This window comes from Methylophilus sp., assembly GCF_052437885.1.
In the GTDB taxonomy this organism is placed as follows: domain Bacteria; phylum Pseudomonadota; class Gammaproteobacteria; order Burkholderiales; family Methylophilaceae; genus Methylophilus.
Genome location: NZ_JBQVPB010000012.1, coordinates 26,252 through 47,147 on the forward strand (window position 1 = coordinate 26,252; position 20,896 = coordinate 47,147).

General features: G+C 54.1%; 27 protein-coding genes and 1 tRNA gene. 9 read left to right on the forward strand and 19 right to left on the reverse strand.

Going from position 1 to position 20,896, the window contains the following annotated elements:
• Nucleotides 1-18: 18 nt before the first annotated feature.
• Entirely contained in the window at nt 19-540 is a 522-nt protein-coding gene (locus tag ACT6RZ_RS12095) for a hypothetical protein (RefSeq protein WP_444702353.1), read from the reverse strand.
• Between the two features lie 194 nt (nt 541-734).
• Nucleotides 735-819 (reverse strand) — tRNA-Leu (locus ACT6RZ_RS12100).
• A gap of 54 nt (nt 820-873) precedes the next feature.
• Here ACT6RZ_RS12100 and queA point away from each other — a divergent pair.
• Nucleotides 874-1,935, forward strand: a complete 1,062-nt coding sequence (gene queA, locus ACT6RZ_RS12105; protein WP_444702354.1) for a tRNA preQ1(34) S-adenosylmethionine ribosyltransferase-isomerase QueA — start codon at nt 874-876, stop codon at nt 1,933-1,935.
• Nucleotides 1,936-1,997: 62 nt separating this feature from the next.
• Nucleotides 1,998-2,870, forward strand: coding sequence for a hypothetical protein (locus ACT6RZ_RS12110; RefSeq protein WP_444702355.1), 873 nt, complete (start codon nt 1,998-2,000; stop codon nt 2,868-2,870).
• Between the two features lie 62 nt (nt 2,871-2,932).
• Here the strand turns inward: ACT6RZ_RS12110 and ACT6RZ_RS12115 are convergent, their stop codons facing one another.
• The 14 genes from ACT6RZ_RS12115 to ACT6RZ_RS12180 all read right to left on the reverse strand — a co-directional run bounded on the left by ACT6RZ_RS12115 (nt 2,933) and on the right by ACT6RZ_RS12180 (nt 14,132).
• On the reverse strand, nt 2,933-3,565 hold the full coding sequence (locus ACT6RZ_RS12115; protein ID WP_444702356.1) for a lytic transglycosylase domain-containing protein: 633 nt from the start codon (nt 3,563-3,565) through the stop codon (nt 2,933-2,935).
• A 64-nt stretch (nt 3,566-3,629) separates the two neighbouring features.
• Nucleotides 3,630-5,339 (reverse strand): proline--tRNA ligase, encoded by a 1,710-nt coding sequence (locus ACT6RZ_RS12120; RefSeq protein ID WP_444702357.1) that lies wholly within the window; start codon nt 5,337-5,339, stop codon nt 3,630-3,632.
• 108 nt (nt 5,340-5,447) lie between these two features.
• Nucleotides 5,448-6,155, reverse strand: coding sequence for a hypothetical protein (locus ACT6RZ_RS12125; protein WP_444702358.1), 708 nt, complete (start codon nt 6,153-6,155; stop codon nt 5,448-5,450).
• Nucleotides 6,043-6,552: a TPM domain-containing protein gene (locus ACT6RZ_RS12130; protein ID WP_444702359.1), complete on the reverse strand. Its 510-nt coding sequence runs from the start codon at nt 6,550-6,552 to the stop codon at nt 6,043-6,045. The genes ACT6RZ_RS12125 and ACT6RZ_RS12130 overlap by 113 nt, the downstream gene beginning before the upstream one ends.
• The gene (locus ACT6RZ_RS12135) at nt 6,552-7,415 is read right to left on the reverse strand and encodes a TPM domain-containing protein (protein WP_444702360.1); all 864 of its coding nucleotides are present in this window, start codon (nt 7,413-7,415) and stop codon (nt 6,552-6,554) included. Before ACT6RZ_RS12135 ends, ACT6RZ_RS12130 begins: the two co-directional genes overlap by 1 nt.
• 37 nt (nt 7,416-7,452) lie before the next feature.
• Nucleotides 7,453-8,046: a LemA family protein gene (locus ACT6RZ_RS12140; protein WP_444702361.1), complete on the reverse strand. Its 594-nt coding sequence runs from the start codon at nt 8,044-8,046 to the stop codon at nt 7,453-7,455.
• An 87-nt stretch (nt 8,047-8,133) separates the two neighbouring features.
• A complete protein-coding gene (locus ACT6RZ_RS12145) occupies nt 8,134-8,817 on the reverse strand; it encodes a hypothetical protein (RefSeq protein ID WP_444702362.1) in 684 nt (227 codons plus the stop codon).
• A gap of 49 nt (nt 8,818-8,866) precedes the next feature.
• A complete protein-coding gene (gene rimI / locus ACT6RZ_RS12150) occupies nt 8,867-9,328 on the reverse strand; it encodes a ribosomal protein S18-alanine N-acetyltransferase (protein WP_444702363.1) in 462 nt (153 codons plus the stop codon).
• A gap of 47 nt (nt 9,329-9,375) precedes the next feature.
• Nucleotides 9,376-10,077, reverse strand: coding sequence for a tRNA (adenosine(37)-N6)-threonylcarbamoyltransferase complex dimerization subunit type 1 TsaB (gene tsaB / locus ACT6RZ_RS12155; RefSeq protein ID WP_444702364.1), 702 nt, complete (start codon nt 10,075-10,077; stop codon nt 9,376-9,378).
• Nucleotides 10,078-10,124: 47 nt separating this feature from the next.
• A complete protein-coding gene (gene panB, locus ACT6RZ_RS12160) occupies nt 10,125-10,934 on the reverse strand; it encodes a 3-methyl-2-oxobutanoate hydroxymethyltransferase (RefSeq protein ID WP_444702365.1) in 810 nt (269 codons plus the stop codon).
• Nucleotides 10,935-11,011: 77 nt separating this feature from the next.
• Entirely contained in the window at nt 11,012-11,650 is a 639-nt protein-coding gene (locus ACT6RZ_RS12165) for a deoxynucleoside kinase (RefSeq protein ID WP_444702366.1), read from the reverse strand.
• Between the two features lie 26 nt (nt 11,651-11,676).
• Complete coding sequence (gene folK / locus ACT6RZ_RS12170) at nt 11,677-12,174, reverse strand: 2-amino-4-hydroxy-6-hydroxymethyldihydropteridine diphosphokinase (protein WP_444702367.1); 498 nt, start codon at nt 12,172-12,174, stop codon at nt 11,677-11,679.
• A complete protein-coding gene (gene pcnB / locus ACT6RZ_RS12175; protein ID WP_444702368.1) occupies nt 12,174-13,550 on the reverse strand; it encodes a polynucleotide adenylyltransferase PcnB in 1,377 nt (458 codons plus the stop codon). The genes folK and pcnB overlap by 1 nt, the downstream gene beginning before the upstream one ends.
• A 30-nt stretch (nt 13,551-13,580) precedes the next feature.
• Nucleotides 13,581-14,132, reverse strand: a complete 552-nt coding sequence (locus tag ACT6RZ_RS12180; RefSeq protein ID WP_444702369.1) for a cob(I)yrinic acid a,c-diamide adenosyltransferase — start codon at nt 14,130-14,132, stop codon at nt 13,581-13,583.
• A gap of 62 nt (nt 14,133-14,194) precedes the next feature.
• Between ACT6RZ_RS12180 and murI the strand changes: the two genes are divergently transcribed.
• Nucleotides 14,195-15,007, forward strand: coding sequence for a glutamate racemase (gene murI, locus ACT6RZ_RS12185; protein ID WP_444702370.1), 813 nt, complete (start codon nt 14,195-14,197; stop codon nt 15,005-15,007).
• A gap of 52 nt (nt 15,008-15,059) precedes the next feature.
• Here murI and ACT6RZ_RS12190 read toward each other — a convergent pair whose 3' ends face one another.
• Nucleotides 15,060-15,248 carry a zinc-finger domain-containing protein gene (locus ACT6RZ_RS12190; protein WP_379057742.1) on the reverse strand — a complete coding sequence of 63 codons (189 nt, stop codon included), beginning with the start codon at nt 15,246-15,248 and terminating at the stop codon, nt 15,060-15,062.
• 37 nt (nt 15,249-15,285) lie between these two features.
• Nucleotides 15,286-16,203, reverse strand: a complete 918-nt coding sequence (locus ACT6RZ_RS12195; RefSeq protein WP_444702425.1) for a branched-chain amino acid transaminase — start codon at nt 16,201-16,203, stop codon at nt 15,286-15,288.
• Between the two features lie 129 nt (nt 16,204-16,332).
• Here ACT6RZ_RS12195 and ACT6RZ_RS12200 point away from each other — a divergent pair, with 129 nt between their 5' ends.
• The 6 genes from ACT6RZ_RS12200 to ACT6RZ_RS12225 all read left to right on the forward strand — a co-directional run bounded on the left by ACT6RZ_RS12200 (nt 16,333) and on the right by ACT6RZ_RS12225 (nt 20,046).
• Nucleotides 16,333-16,923 carry an SCO family protein gene (locus tag ACT6RZ_RS12200; RefSeq protein WP_444702371.1) on the forward strand — a complete coding sequence of 197 codons (591 nt, stop codon included), beginning with the start codon at nt 16,333-16,335 and terminating at the stop codon, nt 16,921-16,923.
• Between the two features lie 169 nt (nt 16,924-17,092).
• The gene (bfr, locus tag ACT6RZ_RS12205; protein WP_444702372.1) at nt 17,093-17,581 is read left to right on the forward strand and encodes a bacterioferritin; all 489 of its coding nucleotides are present in this window, start codon (nt 17,093-17,095) and stop codon (nt 17,579-17,581) included.
• Between the two features lie 9 nt (nt 17,582-17,590).
• A complete protein-coding gene (gene bfr, locus ACT6RZ_RS12210; RefSeq protein WP_444702373.1) occupies nt 17,591-18,067 on the forward strand; it encodes a bacterioferritin in 477 nt (158 codons plus the stop codon).
• A 150-nt stretch (nt 18,068-18,217) separates the two neighbouring features.
• Nucleotides 18,218-18,445: a (2Fe-2S)-binding protein gene (locus ACT6RZ_RS12215; protein ID WP_442585593.1), complete on the forward strand. Its 228-nt coding sequence runs from the start codon at nt 18,218-18,220 to the stop codon at nt 18,443-18,445.
• A 152-nt stretch (nt 18,446-18,597) separates the two neighbouring features.
• Nucleotides 18,598-19,521 carry a DMT family transporter gene (locus tag ACT6RZ_RS12220; RefSeq protein ID WP_444702374.1) on the forward strand — a complete coding sequence of 308 codons (924 nt, stop codon included), beginning with the start codon at nt 18,598-18,600 and terminating at the stop codon, nt 19,519-19,521.
• Between the two features lie 18 nt (nt 19,522-19,539).
• On the forward strand, nt 19,540-20,046 hold the full coding sequence (locus tag ACT6RZ_RS12225; RefSeq protein WP_444702375.1) for an SRPBCC family protein: 507 nt from the start codon (nt 19,540-19,542) through the stop codon (nt 20,044-20,046).
• On the opposite strand, the gene ACT6RZ_RS12230 is transcribed toward ACT6RZ_RS12225, so the two are convergent.
• A complete protein-coding gene (locus tag ACT6RZ_RS12230) occupies nt 20,030-20,896 on the reverse strand; it encodes a LysR family transcriptional regulator (RefSeq protein ID WP_444702376.1) in 867 nt (288 codons plus the stop codon). The genes ACT6RZ_RS12225 and ACT6RZ_RS12230 overlap by 17 nt on opposite strands.

Consider the following 20,896-nt stretch of genomic DNA (forward strand, 5'->3'; position numbering starts at 1 on the left):
GTCTTTGCCATTGGTTAGTTATTGCACCGAGCCTTCATTGCTTTTCCGCCACTCTAGATTTTTCAAAGCATCCTCACTCAACACCTTATCCCATAGGAATATTTTTCCATCATCAACATTGATAAAAACAGAACTTACACCCGGATTATTCGCATAAAAATCCTCTGCGGAGAAATAAGAGTAGATCTTCGCTTTCTCAAGCCCTCCATCTCTTGGCACCCATAAGCCACCTTGATACTCAAAAGTCTTGCTGTGACTTTCTGGCATCGTAAAAACACATTTGCCTGGCCCACGGTAAAAAGTCCCCGCTTCGTCTTGCAGCTCGGCTTTATATATCCCTTCACGGAGGCCCTCTTTAAAGTTATAAAGTCCGCGCTTTCCTGAATATGTGAAATCCTGCTTAACGATCAAATGCTCTGCACTAGCGTATGGAGTAAAACTTTTAGGGTCTCTAGCAGTAGAGCAGCCAGCTAGAAGCAACAGTCCAAGTGAGGTAACAAGTAATTTTCTTACGGCTGTTCTGAATGAGAGCTTTGACATGTTTATTCTTTGTTATAGATTGAAATTGGCAATTAGTCAGTCGAGATACTACCTCATTTTGCCTTTTTCTATTTTTAGCACTTCGCAATGACTTACTCTGTGTAAGCTTTCGGGATCTATAGACGCAAAAAAGCCCGTAACTCATTGATTTACGGGCTAAGTTGGACGTTTTTTAACTTCTTTGGATGTATACATGGTGCCGGGAGCCGGAATCGAACCGGCACGCCTTGCGGCGCTGGATTTTGAGTCCAGTGCGTCTACCAGTTCCGCCATCCCGGCATGGGATATAATGTAGGACATCAAAGACCGCTATTATAACTGTAATTTTGATTTATGAGAACTCTAGATTTCGATTTTTATCTCCCGCCACACCTGATTGCACAACATCCGTTACCCAATCGCTCACAAAGTCGCCTGCTGGAAGTCAACGCGATTGACGAGACTATCCAGGACAATTTTTTCAGCCAGATCAGCGAGCATTTTGCAGCTGGTGACGTGCTGGTGCTCAATGATACCAAAGTGATCAAAGCACGATTGTTTGGACAAAAATCCACCGGCGGTAATATTGAGGTGATGATAGACCGTGTATTTGAGTTGCAGGAAGCCTATGCGCAGATCAAATCATCGCGCTCACCTAAAGCTGGCGGCGTGCTGCACCTGGCAGGGGGTTATCAGGCTGAGGTGCTGGGGCGCCATGCTGATATGTTCCATATCCGGCTGTTAGGTAATGATTCCTGGTATGACTTTCTGGAGCGTTATGGTCAGCTGCCATTGCCGCCTTATATTGAACATGCGGCGGATACTGCGGATGACACCCGCTACCAGACGGTGTTCGCCAGGCATGCCGGTGCAGTGGCGGCGCCGACTGCGGGGCTGCATTTTGATGAAGCATTGCTGAAGAAGCTCACCGACCAGGGCGTGCATGTACGCTACGTGACCCTGCATGTAGGGGCAGGTACTTTTCAGCCGGTGAAGGTAGACAATATCGCCGAGCATCATATGCATAGCGAGGTGTATCATCTGCCGGAAGAAACCATCACCGCCATACTGCACGCACGCTCAGCCGGCAAGCGCGTGACCGCAGTGGGGACGACCTCATTGCGCACGCTGGAAAGCGCTGCTCGTGCAGGAAAACTGTTTGCACACCATGGCGAGACCGATATTTTCATCACCCCCGGTTTTGAGTTTCAACTGGTAGACCGCCTGATCACCAATTTCCATTTACCTAAAAGCACCTTAATGATGTTAGTCTCGGCCTTTGGCGGCTATGATCTGCTTAAGCGCGCCTATGCGCATGCCATTCAGGAGTCGTACCGTTTCTTTAGTTATGGCGATGCCATGCTGATCACACGGCTACCTCTACAAAAAATTAAACCGGCACAAAAAATCAAGTAGCTTAAAACTTGTCGTTTAAAATAGCGTCTACACAGCACATATAAAAACAGGATCACGGAGATATGCAATTTAAAACAAACACACTGGGCGGGCTGGCACTGCTATGCCTGTCGCTCACCAGCCAGGCGGAGATTCTGCCGGAAGCTGAAGTCGGCATTAAGATCCCGCTCGTCAAAAAACCCACCACGCGGCCTATGACGGCGGCTTATTTGCCTAGCAACCAGCATTACTATATTGCTGATGGCGGCCTGGCGCCTTTGGGCACCGAGTTTGAAGCACCCATCTCAAAATCCGAGGTGCACGCTTATACCGCCAGCGGCCAATATGTGAATTCCGCGCGGCCGGGCTTTGATAACCGCTCGCTGTATTACAACGCCAATTCCGGCAAACTGGAAACCATCACTTATAACATTTCCACCGCTGCAGGTTTTTCACCTAACACCGGCATTTTCGGCCTGGAAGTGAACGAAAAAGGCGAAATCCTCACCAGTTCCAGCGATATCAGCCAGTTTAACCCTGCCTTTGGCGATGCCGGCACCATGCCAAGCTATGACCCTGCCAGCAAGCTTTATTATGCCAAGCAAGAACACGGCGACCTGGTGTTTGTGGTGGACAGCAATCAACGCGAAAAGCTCAAGCAGATCAAACTAGACTTCAGCAAGGCGCAGGTAGCACATGATGATGTCAGTGACCATTTTGTCGGCTTTACCGGCGTGGCAGGCAATGAGCTGGCTCTGCTCGACGTGGACCATAAAGCGGTACTGATTTTTGACCTGGCTGGCCAGTATGTCGGCAAAAGCGCCTTGCCAAAAACCATGAAGCTGCGCTCACACAACCATTACAACGGCGCCGGCTACAGCAACGGCATGCTCTTTGTTTACCACGAGAACGAAGGCGAGTTCGGCACTTATTACGGATTCAAAGTCGTGAAATAACAATGTCGCCAGCAACAAAAAACCGCGCAACGGCGCGGTTTTTTTTATGATCAAGCCAGTGCCTACTGGCTGGCGATATTCAGTTTTAACGGGGTATCGTAATGCCAGTGGTTGCGCCAGGCACCCACCACCAGATTAGGGTATTCCGGCTTGCCCAGGCTGCCGTTATAACGCCCTAGCGCACGGTAATAATCGCCACGCTCTATATCCAGATAGTGGCGCAAGATGGTGCAACCGTAACGCAGGTTCAGGCGCATATCAAACAGGTTATGCTCGTTGGCACCTATGCTTTTCACCCAGAACGGCATCACTTGCATATAGCCGCGGGCGCCTACACTGGAAAGTGCATATTTCTTGAAACCGCTTTCAACCTGTATCAGCCCCAGCACCAGTTGCGGGTCCAGCCCGGCACGTGTCGCCTCATAATACACAGATTTCAGAAAGTCTTCGCGGTATTGGCTATCCGGCATGCGTTTTGCCAGCCTGAGCGACATCTCCTGCAACCATTGTTGCGCCGTCTGCTCGCTGTCAAACAACAGGCGGGGTGCCGCCAGGTCAGTGACAGATTTTTGCATCAGCGATTTAACGCTGTTGGCTAAAGGCTCTTCTTGCTGGTTGCCGGCCATGGCCAGTGACGACCACAACAACAGGCCGGCCATCACTAGCGCAGAAGGTAACACACGGGTGCTATTCATCTTACCTATTCTATCCATTTCAGAAGCGGTTCAGACGTCAAACAGAATGACTAAAAGCTTCCAGTTATTGACCAAGTTTGTCACGTAAAAACGCAACACTGTCAGTCACTTGCAAGTTTTGTGCCTCAGTATCGGTGCGGCCCTTATATTCCACGTTTCCTTCAGCCAGGCCACGGTCACCGATCACGATACGGTGGGGGATACCGAGCAGGTCACTTTCGGCAAACATCACCCCCGGGCGCTCGCCCCTGTCATCCAGCAGCACATCGACACCGGCTTGCTGTAACTGCTGGTAGAGCGCGAATGCCGCCTGTTTGACCGCATCACTCTTATCCAGGCCTATAGGGCAGATCACCACATCAAACGGCGCCATGCTACGCGGGAAGATAATGCCTTTATCATCATGGCCCTGCTCGATCGCCGCACCGACGATACGTGACACGCCTATGCCATAACAGCCCATTTCCATCACTTGCGACTGACCGTTTTCGTCCAGATAAGTCGCCTGCATGGCCTCGGAATATTTGGTACGCAACTGGAAGATATGGCCGACTTCAATCCCGCGGCACAAACTCAGCGTGCCTTTGCCATCCGGGCTGGCATCGCCTTCCACTACATTACGGATATCGGCGACCAGCACAGGCTCAGGAAGATCGCGGCCAAAATTGACACCCGCCAGATGGAACTTCGGTTTATTGGCGCCACAGACAAAATCGCTTAACACGGCGACAGAGCGGTCTGCGATCACACGCACATTGGCATTGACAGCGACCGGGCCGATAAAGCCGGGAGGGCAGTTCAGGTTGGCGCGAATCTCTTCTTCAGTCGCCAGGCGGAAGTTCTGCACGCCAGGCACTTTACCGAACTTGACTTCATTCAACTGGTGATCACCACGCAGCAAGGCCAGCGTGAACACTTCATCCACTATCAGGGCCACCGATTTCACGGTTTTGCTCACGGCTATGTCCAGCAGCTTGGCCACATCCTCACAGGTGGTCTGCTTGGGCGTATCCACTTCACGCATGGTTTCGGCCGCCGCCGCGCGGCTACCCGTCGGCACACCCTCAGCCATCTCGACGTTGGCGGCGTAATCAGATTGCTCACAGTAAGCCAGGGCATCTTCGCCGCTATCTGCCAGCACATGAAACTCCTGCGAACCATCACCACCGATGGCACCAGAATCAGCTTTCACCGCGCGAAACTTGAGGCCCAGACGGGTGAACACATTGCTGTAAGCAGTGTGCATGCCGTTGTAGGTATTCACCAGGCAATCAACGCTGGTGTGGAAAGAATAAGCATCTTTCATCAGGAACTCGCGCGCGCGCATCACGCCAAAGCGCGGGCGGATCTCGTCACGGAATTTGGTCTGCACCTGGTAAAAATTCAGCGGCAACTGTTTGTAGCTGCTGATCTCTTTACGCGCGATGTCAGTGATCACTTCTTCATGGGTAGGGCCGAAACAGAAATCGCGCTCGTGCCTGTCCTTGATCTTCAACATCTGCGGACCAAACACCGCCCAGCGGCCGGTTTCTTCCCACAGTTCTTTCGGTTGCACGGCTGGCAGCAGCAATTCCAGGGCACCGGCTTTGTTCATTTCGTCGCGCACTATGTTTTCTACTTTGCGTAACACACGCAGGCCCAGCGGCATCCAGCTATATAAACCACTGCCCAGTTTTTTGATAAGGCCAGCCCGGACCATCAGTTTATGGCTGATCAGTTCGGCATCCGAAGGAGCTTCTTTTTGGGTAGCAATGAAAAATTGTGATGCGCGCATAAGAATGGAGTTCTAACAGGATTCTAAAGGCCGAATTTTAGCCTTTATTGCGGCGCTAGTCAGCAGTAAACAGGTCAGCAAGTAAACAAGTCAGCAAATAAGCTGGCTTTATTCGCGGTGACGGATAGGGCTGTCGGCGGGTATGTAGCCATCCTTCCATAGCGCCATCGGTACTATGGTCGCGGCATGGCCGTTGTCGTAAAACCAGCTATCGACCGCAAACTCTGCCTGGCTGTCATTTTCGCGTATCACCGCCGCGCTGTGCGGCCAGCCGGTAAAGAAGAATTTGCGGGTGCGCGTATCTGTAATCGTGTGTAAGCGTATCAGGCCTGCCTGTTGCATCAGGCGCATATAGGTGGTGCTGTTGATGGCCTCATCGTTACAGTCTTGCTGGTGCTGGTAATCGCTATTGTCAAAGGTGCCGGCGCGGTCTGCAGTGGTGCCTATCTTGGTGCCTATGATATCTTCGAGCATGCCTATCGCTTGTGCGATCTGCTGACGTTCCTGTTCAGCGTTTTCAGCCTGCGGGGTAAATATCTGCACCACGTTATCCCACTCGGGCGGGGTCAGTTGCAATTGATCAGAGCGGGTACAGCCGCCACCCTGGCAGATCTCGAATGCCTGCAGGCTGGGCTGGCTATGGTAGATGCGGGAGATATCTTTCAGATCTGCCTGGGCAGTGCTGCCCCAGGCAAACAGCAGGCTACAGCACCAGTACGTGATTGCAGAGCTCGTTGCGCGGCGTCGCTTCGGGAGGAAAGTGTGCAGCCAGGTGCTGGCCGATGGCAGTAATGCCGTGTGTGACGCCCTGTTCAAACTGCCCACTTCTAAACATCCCTTCCATTTGCTGGCAGATCTGCTGCCAGCCCGGCTCACGCACATGTTGATGTATGCCACGGTCGGCGACGATTTCTACATCTTTGTCCGCCAGCATCAGATAGACCAGCACGCCGTTGTTGTGTTCAGTATCCCAGATATTCAGCTGGCCGAACAGTTGTATCGCCCGTTGCCGCGGTGACATGCCCTGCAAGATGCAGGAAAGCGGCAAGCCTGACTCTATGACGACCCGCACCTCACCGGCGTGCAGATGTTCGCTGGCTGTGATCGCCTGCTCTATCTGCTGCAAAGCGGCCTGCGAGAAGTGTCGTTTGACCTGCCACGGATGACTGCTGAGATGACGCAGAAAGCGCCTGAAAGGATGTACCGGCTTCATTACCAATCTCCTGACGCGCCACCGCCACCAAAACCGCCACCGCCACCGCTGAATATATCGCGGCCACCGCCTCCACCAAAGCTGCCGGGAAATCCGCCGCCTATGGGCAAGCCACCCTGTCCACCACCCATGGCCAGGGTGAAGATGAATGCGGCCAGGCCTACCAGGCCCATGACCAGCAAGCCTGCGCCGAAGAAACCCGCCAGCACGGCAAGCGCACCCCCAGTCGCGGCACTGCCAAAAAAGGCACCAAACATGCCGCGCAGTATGGCGCCGCCTATGATGGCGGCAAACATCAGGATAGGTAACCAGTGCATCAGGCCCTGCTGTGCAGCGGCTGGCTGACGCTGGGCAGGTGCGGGCAACTGTTCACCCTGTATCAGTTTGATCAGCGTGTCTGTCGCCAGGTGCAGGCCCTGGTAAAACTGGCCTTGCTTGAATGCCGGCGAAAGCTGTTCGGCGATGATGCGCTTGGCGACCACATCGGGGATGGCACCTTCAAGACCGTAGCCGACTTCTATGCGCATTTTACGGTCTTGTTTGGCGATGATGACGATCACACCGTCATCCTCCTTTTCGCGGCCTATTTTCCAGGCATCCGCCAGGCGGATACCGAATTGCGCGATATCTTCCGGCTGTGTGCTGGGCAAGATCAATACCGCGATCTGCGAGCCTGTCTGTTGCGAGAATTGCGTCAACTTCTCGTTGAGTGCGGTCTGCTCTTCCGCCGAGAGTGTCTGTGTCAGGTCAGTGACGGCACTGGTGAGCGGCGGGATCTCCACCAGCCCGTTGGCGGCATGCGCACTCAGGCCTGCCAGCAGCAGGCCGCCTGTCACCAGCGTGCGCAGCCAGCCTGATACCATTGCTTTAACAGCCCTCATCAACCACGCATCCTATCGATTACTTGTCGCCAAAGTCTACTTTTGGCGCAGATGAGATCTCTTTTTCATTCTCTACGGTAAAGGACGGTTTCGGCTGGTAGTTAAACATCATGGCGGTCAGGTTATTCGGGAAACTGCGCACGGTGATGTTGTATTGTTTAACCGCCTCGATATAGCGGTTGCGCGCAACGGTGACGCGGTTCTCAGTACCTTCCAGTTGTGCCTGCAGATCACGGAAACTGGCATCGGCTTTCAGGTTAGGATAATTCTCTGACACTACCATCAACCGCGATAACGCGCTGGTCAACTGGCCTTGTGCCGCCTGGAATTTCGCAAACGCTTCCGGGTCATTCAGCAACTCCGGCGTCACCTGCATGCTGCCCACCTTGGCACGCGCTGCGGTCACTTCAGTCAGCACTTTTTCTTCATGGCTGGCATAGCCTTTCACGGTAGACACCAGGTTAGGCACCAGGTCGGCACGGCGCTGGTACTGGTTCAATACTTCTGCCCAGCTCGCCTTGGCTTCTTCATCCAGTGATTGAAACTGGTTATAGCCACAGCCGGACAGGGTCAACATACCAGCCAGCAGCACGATCTTGAAAAATTGACGCATCAGATATTCCTCTCAAATGGATGTCGTTTAGATGGGGGCTGGGCGATTCGCTTCAAGCAGCCCGATTTTTTTATTTTTCTGCCTGTATTATTGTGCAGACAGCAGCAGACACAGATCATGCCAGACCTGCTTTTTTAGTAAAGGGTTTTCCAGCATGGCCTGCGGATGGTGGGTGACCACATAGCTGACCTCTGCATGCGTCAGCAAGCTGCCTCTGAGAATGTTGATATCGGCATGACTGGTGCCGAGGAAAGTATTGGCAGCCTGCAGGCCGAACAGCACGCAAAAGCGGCTTTGCACCTGGCTGGCCTGCAACGCTTGCTCAGAAACATGTAGGGTTTCGGGCGGTAATTTCAAGGCCTGCACGATGTTTTGCAACAATTGGTTTTGCAGCAATTGCTGCGCAGCGGCATCAGCAGCTTGCGGGCACAGAACCAGCCAGGGGGTATCGATCAATGGCTGGGAAACGACTTCTTCAGGCTGATCTTCAGTAGTGACTACCGGCGGGGCCAGCTGCTCTTCAGCCGGTGCCAAGGCAACGCCAGGCTCGACCATCACAGGCTCGACCATCACAGGCTCAGCCGTGACAGGCGCAGCGACCACCGTCGTCGCAACCACGGCCTCAGGCACGACGTCTGCAGTCTGTGCTGGCTGAAGTTCAGCAATCGATGTGACTACTTCCGGCAAGCTATCAGCCTGTATCGGTGCGCGCAAACGCCACACCGGCAACAATTCCAGTTCGCGCAGCATATCTTCGCGTGCCAGACTCATGCCGTGCCTTTACCTATACTAGTCATAATGTGACCCACAGCGCGACTTCTCATAATGCCAGACCCATCAGCACGGCATCTTCGCGCCCCTGGCTGGTAGGATAATAATGGCGACGGATACCCATTTCACAAAAGCCCATCGCCTCGTACAAACTGATCGCTTTGCGATTGCTAGTGCGCACTTCGAGAAACATATTGCCGGCAAGCCGTTGCCTGGCAACTGTGATCATCTGCGCCAGCATAGACCGGCCCAGACCCTGGCCCTGATAGTGCTGGCTGACGCTGATATTCAGCAGATGTGCTTCATCCAGCACCATCATGAGCAGCGCATAAGCGACGATTTCGCCCGACATTTCCATCACCCAGGCGCAGTAGCCGGAATCCAGCGAATCCTTGAAGTTACCGTAAGTCCACGGGTGGCTGTAAATCGTCGGCTCGATACGGCAGACCGCGATCAGGTCCTCGTAGGACATCAGGCGAAATTGTGGCTGCTGTTGCGGTAGTGCACTCATGGTCAATGGTTTAAAAAAATCTGGCTCTACAAAAATTTGGCCTGGCCCTACAAAACCTGGCCTTGCGCGCGCTCGGCTGCGGTCAGCGCCACCCGGTTGCGAATATATAGCGGTGCAGCCTGCTCTGCCGACTGGGTGTCACCCGCGGCAAATCGCGGCGTGGCAAGCGTGAGCATGGCAGTTGCCGTCGGCATGATGTCTGCGCGCACCTGGCTGACCTGTGACTGATATTGCGCGCTCAGTGCTTCAGCAAATACCGCCCAGCCAGAACCGGCAGCTAGCCAGCTGTCGTCTTCTATGGCTGGCACCTCATGTGGTTTGCACACCATGGGCGGCGACACTTCCAGCCAGCCATGTTGCTGCCTGACCAATGCTGCATGATACACCTCGCCCATGCGGGCATCGAGACATACCAGTATCTTTTCTGCCTGCGTTTCAACCCAGGCTGCCTGCGCCACCGCCTGCACAGAGCTGATGCCCAGCACGGGCAAACCAGCGCCAAATGCCAGCCCCTGGGTGACGCCGACCGCTACCCGCACCCCGGTGAACGCCCCCGGACCAGTACCATAGACCAGGCCATCCAGCTCAGCCAGTTGCATGCCGGCTGCGGCCAGCAGGCGCTGTATCTCAGGCAGGATACGCTGTGAAGCGGCAGGGCCGGTGGCCTCATGAAATGCGCTGACACCGGCCGCAGTTTGCGCGGCCAGGGACAGGAATTCGGTAGAACATTCGATTGCCAGTAGTTTCATGATATTTAAGTTGCGTCGCAGACTAGCGCGGGGCACATGCTCCAGCCTTAATAACTGTGTTTAGCCGCAGGAAACTCGCCGCATTTGACCGCCTGCACATAGTTTAGCAGTGCCTGCGCTACATTGCCTGACTGGCCCAGAAAATCCTGGGCAAAGCGCGGCGCTTTGTATGCCTGCGGATCTGTTTCGGCCGGGCCGCTGTAAATACCCAGTAGATCGTGCAGCACCAGCACCTGGCCGCTACAGCCTGGCCCGGCACCAATGCCTATGGTGGGCACCGAGATTTGTTCTGTAATGCGGGTCGCCAGCGCGGCGGGCACCATTTCAAACAGCACCATGCTGGCACCTGCGTCGGCCATGGCCTGGGCATCTGCCAGCATGGCGCTGGCTGCCTGTTCGGTCTTGCCCTGTATCTTGTAGCCGCCTAGTTTTTCAACCGATTGTGGCGTGAACCCCAAGTGGGCACACACTGGGATACCGTGCGCGACCAGGTGGCGCGCGGTGTCTACCATATGGCCACCGCCCTCTATCTTGACGATATGTGCGCCTGCCTGCATCAGGGCCTGCGCATTGGCCAGCGCCAGCGCCAGGTCATGCTCATAACTATCTACCGGCATATCACTCATGATCACCGTCTGCGGCGCACCTCTGGCGACGATGCGGGTGTGGTAGAGCATATCCTGCATTTTCACTTCCAGCGTGCTAGCCGCGCCCTGTATCACCATGCCCAGCGAATCGCCGACCAGCAATACATCTACCCCGGCCAGCGCCATCAGCTTGGCAAAGGTAGCGTCGTAGCAAGTGAGCATGGCGATCTTTTCGCCGGCTTTTGCGCGTGTAAGGAGAGCATTCAGCATAGTGTCAGCAATGATAATGTGGCGCAGCAAATACGCAAAGCCGCCGCGGTGCGGCATGCAGGCATTTGCTAATGCGCTCAGAAATTGGGATTAAAGTACTCGCGGCTGCTTTTGATCTGGTTGATGCGCTCAATCAACAGATTGAAGGCTTCCGGGTCTTTAATGATATTGAGTTTTTCATTATTGACGATCAGCAGCGGCGAGGCGTCATAAGTATGGAAAAACTCACTATAGGCCTCGGCCAGGCGGGCGATATATTCGCGCGGCATGTCCTGCTCATAACTGATATTGCGCTCTTCGATACGGCCCACCAGCGCATCGATAGGGGTTTGCAGATACACCACCAGATCAGGCTTGGGTGCTTTCAGCTGCAGGTGGTGGTAGATCTGGTGATACAGGGAGTACTCTTCGTCATCCAGGTTCAGGCGCGCGAACAGCGGGTCTTTTTCGAGAAAGAAGTCAGACACCGTAGGCTGGCCGAACATGTCGCGCTGGGCCATATCTTCAATCTGGCGCGAACGCTGGAACAGGAAAAACAGCTGCGTCGGCAAGGCATACCGCTGGGCATCCTGGTAAAAGCGGGTCAGAAACGGATTAGATTCAGCTTTTTCCGACAGCAGTTCTACCGAGAACTTGTCTGCCAGCATACGCGCCAGCGTAGTTTTGCCACTGCCTATCGGGCCTTCGATTACAACATAAGGAAAACGGGTAAACATTGTTATTGCTCGTTCAGCTAATTTAATCAGTGATCCAGTTTTTGCGCGTCCAGTTTCCGCACATCAGCATGCGGGGATTCTGTTGCCCATTCTACAACAGTCTGCCCTTGCGGCAGTATAAAGTCAGGCACAATTTCAGCCAGCGGCAAAATAACGAAAGCGCGCTCATGCATGCGCGGGTGCGGCAATGTCAGTTGTTCTGTCGCCAGCTGCAGACCGGCATAATCGAGCAGGTCGAGGTCCAGGATACGCGGTGCATTGGGGAATGGCCGCTCACGGCCAAAGGTCTGCTCTATGTCCAGCAATAATTGCATCAGCTCGGGCGCCGGTATCTCGGTAACCACCTGTATCACCGCATTGATAAAGTCCGGCTGGTTGTCATAGCCGACCGGCGCAGTCGCATACAGGCTGGAAGCGTGCAGCAAGCGCAGGCCAGTCGTGGCCGCCAGCACCTGTATAGCTTTAGACACTTGTTGTTCAGGCTGCTGCAGATTGCTGCCCAACGCGATCAAGGCCAGGGCCATTATGCCGACTCACCATTGCCGGCTGCCGGTTTTTTCTTGCGCGGACGGCGGCGGCGCTTCGCCGGACCGCTGTCAGGCAGCAGCATATTGGTGCGTTCTTCAGTGCCGGCATCGGCAAAACGTGTCCACCAGGCACCCAGCTCTTCAGGCAACTCACCCGAAGCACAACGCAACAGCAGGAAGTCATAGCCGGCCCTATATTTCGGGTTAGTCAGCAAGGCGTATGGGCGCTTGCCGGAACGCTGCTCAAACCGCGGCTGCATGGCCCAGATCTCTTTCATGGTGGCAGTGTAGCGATTGTGTATCGCCATCTTTTCACCCTGCTTGTCTATGATCTCATTCATGGCCGCATGCAGCGCCGGGATCACAGACTCACCGCGCTTCTGGTTCTCTTCCCAGGCTTGCAGCACCTCATGCCAGAGCAAGGTGGCGAACAGGAAACTGGGGTTAGATGATTTGCCTGCGAGGATGCGATCATCGGTGTTTTTCAGCGCCAGCATGACGAATTTCTCGCCCAGCGGTTGCTCCAGCACCACATCCAGCAAAGGTAACAGCCCATGATGCAGATGCTGGGCGCGCAGTGCGCCTATGCTTTCAATGGCGTGGCCGGATAAAAACAGCTTCAGCATCTCGTCAAACAGGCGGCTGGGCGGCACATCTTCCAGCAGATCTGCCAGTTGGCGGATAGGCGCTTCTGTGGTCTGTTCGAGCTTGAGGCCCAGTTTGGCAGAAAGGCGCACCGCCCGCAGCATGCGCACCGGGTCTTCCTGATAGCGTTTGACCGGGTCACCGATGATGCGCAAGGTTTTGGCACGGATATCTGCCACGCCGTGATGGAAATCCAGCACCTCATGGCGCTTGGGGTCGTAATACAGCGCATTGGCGGTGAAATCGCGTCTGACCGAATCTTCTTCGATAGAGCCAAAAATATTGTCGCGTATGATACGGCCGCTATCGTTGGTCTCACCATCGCCTTCACTCTGGTGATGGCCGCGGAAAGTAGACACCTCTATGGTCTCCTGCCCCCACAGCACATGTACCAGGCGAAAGCGGCGGCCTATGATACGCGAGCGGCGAAACGTTTTATGCACCTGTTCCGGCGTGGCGTCGGTGGCGATATCAAAGTCTTTGGGCGGATGGTTGAGCAGCAGGTCGCGCACGGCGCCGCCGACGATATAAGCCTGGAAACCGGCTTTTTGCAGACCATCGCAGGTTTTCAATGCCGCCTGACTGATCAGCTTGTGGTTGATTTTATGTTTACTGGCAGGGATCACCAGCACAGCTGACGACTTGCCACGCCTGGCTGCCGGGTCTGAATCCTGGTCTGTAGACTGACCACGCTTGCCAAATACTTTTTGCAGAAATTGTTTAATCATTACTCAGTGCACACAGGCGCTAATCGCGCATTACAGTTTATGTTGGTTGTTCCACAGCACATCCGGTAGCCCGGCATGCCTGTTCAAGGTACGGCATAGTACAAACAGCAGGTCAGACAAGCGGTTCAGGTATTGCAGATTCACCGCTGTCACCGGCGATTGTGCGTGCAGGGCATGCAGCACACGCTCGGCGCGCCTGCAGACCGTGCGCGCCAGGTGGCACACCGCAGCGGCACGGCTGCCTCCCGGCAATATAAATTCTTTCAACGGACTCAGCTCGGCATTCCAGCCATCCAGGGTCTGCTCCAAAACAGCCACACGGCCTGCCTGCATAAAAACATGACCAGGCATGCTCAGTTCGCCACCCATATCAAACAGATCATGCTGGATAGCCTGCAAACTGTCACGTACATCCTCAGGCAAGTCTTCTGCCATCAACATGCCGAGTACGGCATTCAGCTCATCCACCTCGCCCATGGCCTGCACACGCAGGTCAGACTTGCTGACACGTGAGCCATCGCCCAGGCCAGTGGTGCCAGCATCTCCGGTACGTGTATAAATCCTGCTCAGCCGGTTGGCCATTCCTATAACCCGTTTGAAATCCTATATAATCCGCTCATTATAAATCATACCGTGCCATTTCGATGTGCCCAGCGATTGCAGTGAACGCCCCGGTCGGCGTGATGGATTCAGGCGTAGGCGGATTGACCGTCCTCAAACACCTCACACGCCAGCTTGCGCACGAGCATTTCATCTATTATGCCGATAGTGCCTATGCACCTTATGGCAATCAATCTGCGGTAAAAATCCAGCAGCGCTGTTTTGCCATCGCCGACATATTGATCGCGCAAGGCGCCAAAGCGCTGGTGGTCGCCTGCAATACAGCCACCGCCGCCGCCATCAGCCCGTTGCGTGAGCACTACTCCCTGTCTATCATAGGCATGGAGCCCGCCGTTAAACCCGCCGCTGCCGCCAGTAAAAACAGCATCATAGGCGTGCTCGCCACCACCGGCACCTTGAAAAGCGCACAGTTTGCCGCCTTGCTCGAACACTACGGCCACGGCGTACAAGTGGTGACGCAAGCCTGCGTCGGCCTGGTGGAGTGTATAGAGCAGGGGCAGCTGGACCAGGCACACACCCTCGCCCTGCTTGAAACTTATTGCCAGCCACTCATAGATGCGGGTGCTGACACCATCGTTCTCGGCTGCACCCACTACCCTTTTGTACGTGCGCATATCCAGAAGATCGTCGGGCCCCAGGTCACGCTGATCGATACCGGCGCCGCCGTTGCCAAGCGTTTACAGCAGATACTGGAAGAACAAAACCTGCTCAACCCGGCTACCAGTGCTGATGCGGGCAATGCACAACATGCAACAAGCAGTGTAAAACCGATATTCTTAACCAGCGGTTCACAAGAAACACAGCGGGTGATGCAGCAGCTCTGGCAAATACTTTAAACAATATAAACAAAACCCACGCCATGCGTGGGTTTGTTCTATGGATCAGGCTTTAGTGATGGTGCACCTGTGTGCCAGGCTTGAGCTTGAATTTGGTGCCGCAATAAGGGCAAGCCACTTGCCCGGTTTTTGCCACATCCAGAAATACCCGCGGATGCGAAGCCCATAAAGCCACTTCTTTGGTCGGGCAATGCAATGGCAGATCATGGCCATCGACTTCAAACTCTTTTACATCAGACATTCAGTTTCTCCCGCACACAGCCATTTAAAACAGAGACTTAAACCAAGGTCAGCCAGTGCTGATATTTGGCGTTTTTGCCTTTAACCACATCAAAGTACAGGCTTTGCAATTTTTCAGTGATAGGGCCGCGTGTACCTTCACCAATGGCACGGTTATCCAGTTCACGGATAGGGGTGACTTCAGCTGCGGTACCAGTAAAGAAAGCCTCGTCGGCACTGTAGACTTCATCGCGCGTGATGCGTTTTTCGATCACTTCCAGGCCCAGTTCGTCTTTCGCCAGTGTGATGATGGTGTCGCGGGTGATGCCTTCCAGCGCAGAAGTCAGGTCAGGCGTATAGAGCTTGCCGTTACGGATAATGAAAATGTTCTCGCCTGAACCTTCAGCCACGAAACCATCCACGTCCAGCAGCAGTGCTTCCTGGTAGCCATCTTGCGCCGCTTCCTGGTGCGCCAGTATGCTGTTCATGTAGTTGCCGTTTGCTTTGGCCTTACACATGGTGATGTTGACGTGATGGCGGGCAAACGACGAAGTCTTGACGCGTATGCCTTTGGTGATCGCCTCTTCACCCATATAAGCACCCCAGCTCCAGGCACCGACGATGACGTGGGTAGACAATGTCTTGGCAGAAATACCCATGGCCTCGGCACCATAAAACGCCATAGGACGCATATAAGCTGATTCGAGCTTGTTTTCACGCACGGCGGCTTTTTGCGCTTCAACCAGGGTCGCTTTATCAAACGGCATTTTCATGCCCAGGATATGCGCACTGCGGAACAAGCGGTCGGTATGCTCTTTCAAACGGAAGATAGCCGCGCCTTTGTCTGTTTTGTAAGCGCGCACGCCTTCAAATACGCCCATGCCATAATGCAGGGTGTGGGTTAATACATGGGTAGTGGCATCACGCCAGTTGACCATCTTGCCGTCGTACCAGATAACGCCGTCACGGTCTGCCATCGAACTCGGTATTGCCATTTAAACTCGCCTCTAATCCGTCTATCGTCAAAAACCATTATTGTAAACCAATCTGCACTCTTTTCGCCTATGCTAAAATCCAATTCAATGATGATTTACAAGGATTTTTGTATGCGCGCTCGTTTCTTGTGGCTTTGCTTTACCGCAGCATTGCTGACTGGCCTGCTCACAGGTTGTCAAGCTGACAAAACCGCCAGCTTTATCGGCACCGACCTCACCGGCACCCAATTCGGCAAACCACTGAGCCTGACTGACCACACCGGCAGATTGCGCAGCATAGATGACTTCAAAGGCAAAGTGATCGTACTGTTTTTTGGCTATACCCACTGCCCGGATGTCTGCCCTACCACCATGAGCGACCTCAAACAGACCATGAAACTGCTGGGTGACAAGGCCAATGATGTACAGGTATTGTTCGTCACCGTAGACCCCGAGCGTGACACGCAGGAGATCCTGGCGCAATTCGTGCCTGGGTTTGATGCCAGATTTATCGGCCTGCGCGGCACCCCGGCTGAAGTCGCCGCCAACCTGGCAGAATATAAAGTCTACGCCGCCAAGGTAGCCGAGGCTGGTAAATCCGGCTACACCATGGACCACAGCGCCGGACTGTATGTATTCGATAAAACCGGCGCCCCGCGCATCTACCTGGGTTATGGCGAAAAACCTGCCAATATCGCCCATGACCTGCAATTGCTCATGTAGCCGCATACGGGTGGTGAAATAGCGTCACACAGCGAAATCACGAACGATTCTTGTTTAGATTTTTATTTAAAAACTCATTTTAAATCAATAAGTTAACTAACAATTTCTATTGCATCGCCGGCATTTTCCTGTATCATGCACTGCATTAAAGTACACACAGGAGCCGATGATGAAAGGCGATAAGAAAATTGTAGATATCCTGAATGATTTACTGGCCGGCGAGTTAACAGCCACCGACCAGTATCTGATTCACGGTGAAATGTATGCTGACATGGGTTTGGGCGTGATCTCCCAGCGCATACTGCACGAATCGTTGCATGAACGCGAACACGCCCGCGCGCTGATTCAACGCATACTGTTTCTCGAAGGCACTCCCAATCTCGCCAAGCGTGACCCCATACACATCGGTAAAGACGTCAAATCCATGCTGGAATCTGACCTGGCCCTGGAATATGCCGTGGTCAAACACCTGAAAAAAGCCATGGAAGCCTGTGAGCAGGCGCAAGACTTTGTCACGCGTGAAATGCTGCTGGTGCAACTGGAAGACACGGAAATGGACCATGCCTACTGGCTGGAAAAACAATTAAGCCTGATCAAACTGATAGGCATAGAAAACTACTGCCAGAGCCAGATGGGCGATGGCCCGGTGGCCGTTTAAGGAGCCCGTATGAAAGGCGAAAAACACATTATCAGCACTTTGAACAAAGTGCTCAAAAACCAGCTGACCTCTATCAACCAGTATTTCCTGCATGCACGCATGTTCAGAAAATGGGGTCTGGAAAAACTCAACGATTACCAGTACAAACAATCTATCCGCGTCATGAAAGAAGCGGACGAAGTGATAGAACGTATCCTGTTTCTGGATGGCCTGCCTAACCTGCAAAACCTAGGCAAATTGCTGATAGGTGAAGAAGTGATAGAGTGCCTGCAAGGCGACCTCAGCTTTGAAAAAGATGTGCAGCATCCACAACTGGTAGAAGCGATCGCCGAGGCAGAAAAATTGCAGGATTACGTGACCCGTGACCTGCTGACCGAACTGCTGGAAGCCTGCGAAGAAGCCATAGACTGGCTGGAGACGCAACAGCGACTGATCGCAGATGTGACCTTGCCGAACTACCTGCAAACCCAGATAGAATCCGACTAGCCTCTGCCTGCTTGTTTGTACACCTGAACAAAGCCGCTTTTGCGGCTTTTTTCACGCCCTGGCGGAACCAATCTGACCTTGACAGAATCCCAATAAATGATAATAATTATCATTAGTAACTTAACTACTAGTAATTTCATTTGGGAACATATGTACGTTTGCGTGTGTAATGCAGTGACCGAGCGCCAGGTGCACCAGGCAGTCAGGCAAGGCGCCAAAACCGTTAAGCATTTGAAAGAACAGCTGGGTGTAGGTGCAGAATGCGGCAAATGTGTCAGCTGCGCTAAAGCGTGCCTGAAAGAAGCGCATGCCGAGCAGCATCCTGGCCTGGTCAAAAAACTGATACAGTTAACGCCGGTGCAATTGGGCGCAGTCTAGGCGTAGCTGTTACATCGAATATTGCTAAAGGGGCTTATCAGCCCCTTTTTGCATTTTATGGATTAGCGTTTGCAGCCGGCAGCGCGGGCACTTACAATCGCTTTCCTGTCATTCATATTAGCGACCCTGGCTTCACCCGACTAAAGACCGCCATGCCTGAGACCCCAGCCAGCCCATTACACGGGCGCATACTGATATTGTTATTACTGCCGCCGCTGTTCTGGGCGGGTAATTTTATTGCCGGACGTGCCATCAACGCCCTGGTGCCGCCGGTCACGCTCTCCCTGATACGCTGGAGCATCGCCGGCCTGTGCCTGCTGCCATTCGCCCTGAAGCCATTCTTGCGCGACCGCGTCCATTACTACAGCTATCGCTGGCATATTCTGGGCACCGCCATCACCGGCGTTGCTGCCTTCAATTTACTGGTGTACTGGGGCTTGCACACCACCAGCGCCACAAACGGCATCATCCTCAATTCATTCATCCCCTTTCTGGTGGCGATATTCGGTTTTTTGTTTTATCGGCAAAACCTGACTGCCAGCCAACTGCTAGGCCTGCTGGTGTCACTCAGCGGCGTATTGCTGGTGGTTTCGCATGGTGACTTGCAAGTACTGCTGACATTGGCTTTCGCCGAAGGCGATGTGATCATTTTTCTGGCGATGGTGTTCTGGGCCTTATATACCTTATGGGTGAAACAGATCCCCGCCACTATCGACCGCAGCGGGCTGATGCTATGTCAGGTGATGATCGCGCTGGTGCTGCTGTTGCCGCTGACCCTGTGGGAAAGCCAGACCAGCTCGGTGCACCTGGATGATACGCACACCTGGTGGATACTGGCCTATATCGGTATTTTTCCGTCCGTGATCGCATTGCTGGCTTATTCCCGAGCCGTGACACTGGTAGGCTCTGTGCGTGCCAGCGTGTTTATCCATGCCATGCCTATCTTTGGCTCCATACTTTCCAGCCTGCTGTTACGCGAAGCATTCCACTTGTATCAACTTATGGGTATGCTGACCATATTCACTGGCATCTGGCTGGCCAACAGGACCAGGCGGCCAACTGCCAGCACCCGTTAAATTCAAAGGAGAAGCGAGATGACTACTGCATTCAATCCGGAACTGGACCTTATCCTGGAACGCGAAGTCGATGCCTCTCCTGCAGAACTCTGGCAGGCGTGGACCACGCCTGAGCACCTCAAACAATGGTTCTGCCCGCAGCCATGGAAAACCGTGGAATGCGAGATCGAGCTCAAGCCCGGCGGGCGTTTTTACACCGTGATGCAATCGCCGGAAGGCCAGCAGTTCCCGAATACCGGCTGCTATCTTGAGATCATCCCCGGGCAGAAACTAAGCTGGACCAATGCCCTGCAACCCGGCTTCCGGCCGGTAAACAGCCCTGAGCTGTCGCCAGGCCACGAGTGTGCTGAACTGTTGATGACGGCCAGTATCACGCTGCAGGCCAGCGCTAAGGGTACGCGCTATACAGCGCTTGTGCAGCACCCGAATACGGCGTCAAAACAACGGCATGAGGCCATGGGCTTTGAGGCCGGCTGGAGCGCGGTACTGGACCAGCTGGTGGCGGCCATCAAGCAGTCACGCTGAACGCCGCAATCAGGTGATCGACAAAGGTGGTCAGCTTGGCTTGCGACTGGCGGTTACGCGGATACACCGCATGTATAGGCCTGGCCGGCGGTGTGTAAGCAGGCAGCAACTCCGTCAGCCGTCCCGCCTCTATATCTGCTTTTAACAAGGCCCTGGGCGTTAAAATGATCCCCAGCCCTTTGACTGCCGCCACCCGCAAGGCCTGGCTATTGTCTGACTCAAAACGCAGGGCCGCAGCAAGGTTCAAGTCGGGGCTGACCTGCTTCCAGCCGCCCTGACTATGCCAATTACTGAAACCCAGGCATTGATGCTGCAATAGATCCTCAGGGGTCTGCGGCACACCATGCTGCTGCAAATAGGCGGGAGCAGCACAAATGGCGACTTCAAACATGCTCAGCTTGCGCGCGATCAGTGACGAATCAGCCAGCTTGCCGATGCGGATAGCCACGTCATAGCCTTCATCGACAATATCCACATACCTGTCTGTCAGCGACAGCTGCAGATTCACCTCCGGGTAGGCGTGCAGGTAATCACACACCAGCGGCGCCAGTGTCAGCGAGCCGAACCAGACTGATGCACTCACGCGCAGCAGGCCTTGCGGCTGACTGCTCATGGCTTCGACACCGGCTTCAGCCGCCGCCAGCTGCGCCATGATCTGTTTGCACTGCTGGTAATAGGTTTGCCCGGCTTCGGTCAGATGCTGGCGCCGGGTGGTGCGCTGCAGCAATGGCGTGCCCAGCCGCTTTTCCAGGGCACTGATATGCTTGCTCACCATAGAGGGCGTCATCTTGAGCAAACTGGCCGAGACGGTAAAACTTCCGCTTTCCACCGCAGTCACAAAGACTTGCAT

Excerpts from the sequence above, each read along its gene's own strand:
- ACT6RZ_RS12095 (WP_444702353.1), bottom strand. The coding sequence starts at position 540 with ATGTCAAAGCTCTCATTCAGAACAGCCGTAAGAAAATTACTTGTTACC.
- queA (WP_444702354.1), top strand. The coding sequence starts at position 874 with ATGAGAACTCTAGATTTCGATTTTTATCTCCCGCCACACCTGATTGCA.
- ACT6RZ_RS12110 (WP_444702355.1), top strand. The coding sequence starts at position 1,998 with ATGCAATTTAAAACAAACACACTGGGCGGGCTGGCACTGCTATGCCTG.
- ACT6RZ_RS12115 (WP_444702356.1), bottom strand. The coding sequence starts at position 3,565 with ATGAATAGCACCCGTGTGTTACCTTCTGCGCTAGTGATGGCCGGCCTG.
- ACT6RZ_RS12120 (WP_444702357.1), bottom strand. The coding sequence starts at position 5,339 with ATGCGCGCATCACAATTTTTCATTGCTACCCAAAAAGAAGCTCCTTCG.
- ACT6RZ_RS12130 (WP_444702359.1), bottom strand. The coding sequence starts at position 6,552 with ATGAAGCCGGTACATCCTTTCAGGCGCTTTCTGCGTCATCTCAGCAGT.
- ACT6RZ_RS12135 (WP_444702360.1), bottom strand. The coding sequence starts at position 7,415 with ATGGTATCAGGCTGGCTGCGCACGCTGGTGACAGGCGGCCTGCTGCTG.
- ACT6RZ_RS12140 (WP_444702361.1), bottom strand. The coding sequence starts at position 8,046 with ATGCGTCAATTTTTCAAGATCGTGCTGCTGGCTGGTATGTTGACCCTG.
- ACT6RZ_RS12145 (WP_444702362.1), bottom strand. The coding sequence starts at position 8,817 with ATGAGTCTGGCACGCGAAGATATGCTGCGCGAACTGGAATTGTTGCCG.
- rimI (WP_444702363.1), bottom strand. The coding sequence starts at position 9,328 with ATGAGTGCACTACCGCAACAGCAGCCACAATTTCGCCTGATGTCCTAC.
- tsaB (WP_444702364.1), bottom strand. The coding sequence starts at position 10,077 with ATGAAACTACTGGCAATCGAATGTTCTACCGAATTCCTGTCCCTGGCC.
- panB (WP_444702365.1), bottom strand. The coding sequence starts at position 10,934 with ATGCTGAATGCTCTCCTTACACGCGCAAAAGCCGGCGAAAAGATCGCC.
- ACT6RZ_RS12165 (WP_444702366.1), bottom strand. The coding sequence starts at position 11,650 with ATGTTTACCCGTTTTCCTTATGTTGTAATCGAAGGCCCGATAGGCAGT.
- folK (WP_444702367.1), bottom strand. The coding sequence starts at position 12,174 with ATGGCCCTGGCCTTGATCGCGTTGGGCAGCAATCTGCAGCAGCCTGAA.
- pcnB (WP_444702368.1), bottom strand. The coding sequence starts at position 13,550 with ATGATTAAACAATTTCTGCAAAAAGTATTTGGCAAGCGTGGTCAGTCT.
- ACT6RZ_RS12180 (WP_444702369.1), bottom strand. The coding sequence starts at position 14,132 with ATGGCCAACCGGCTGAGCAGGATTTATACACGTACCGGAGATGCTGGC.
- murI (WP_444702370.1), top strand. The coding sequence starts at position 14,195 with ATGTGCCCAGCGATTGCAGTGAACGCCCCGGTCGGCGTGATGGATTCA.
- ACT6RZ_RS12190 (WP_379057742.1), bottom strand. The coding sequence starts at position 15,248 with ATGTCTGATGTAAAAGAGTTTGAAGTCGATGGCCATGATCTGCCATTG.
- ACT6RZ_RS12195 (WP_444702425.1), bottom strand. The coding sequence starts at position 16,203 with ATGGCAGACCGTGACGGCGTTATCTGGTACGACGGCAAGATGGTCAAC.
- ACT6RZ_RS12200 (WP_444702371.1), top strand. The coding sequence starts at position 16,333 with ATGCGCGCTCGTTTCTTGTGGCTTTGCTTTACCGCAGCATTGCTGACT.
- bfr (WP_444702372.1), top strand. The coding sequence starts at position 17,093 with ATGAAAGGCGATAAGAAAATTGTAGATATCCTGAATGATTTACTGGCC.
- bfr (WP_444702373.1), top strand. The coding sequence starts at position 17,591 with ATGAAAGGCGAAAAACACATTATCAGCACTTTGAACAAAGTGCTCAAA.
- ACT6RZ_RS12215 (WP_442585593.1), top strand. The coding sequence starts at position 18,218 with ATGTACGTTTGCGTGTGTAATGCAGTGACCGAGCGCCAGGTGCACCAG.
- ACT6RZ_RS12220 (WP_444702374.1), top strand. The coding sequence starts at position 18,598 with ATGCCTGAGACCCCAGCCAGCCCATTACACGGGCGCATACTGATATTG.
- ACT6RZ_RS12225 (WP_444702375.1), top strand. The coding sequence starts at position 19,540 with ATGACTACTGCATTCAATCCGGAACTGGACCTTATCCTGGAACGCGAA.
- ACT6RZ_RS12230 (WP_444702376.1), bottom strand. The coding sequence starts at position 20,896 with ATGCAAGTCTTTGTGACTGCGGTGGAAAGCGGAAGTTTTACCGTCTCG.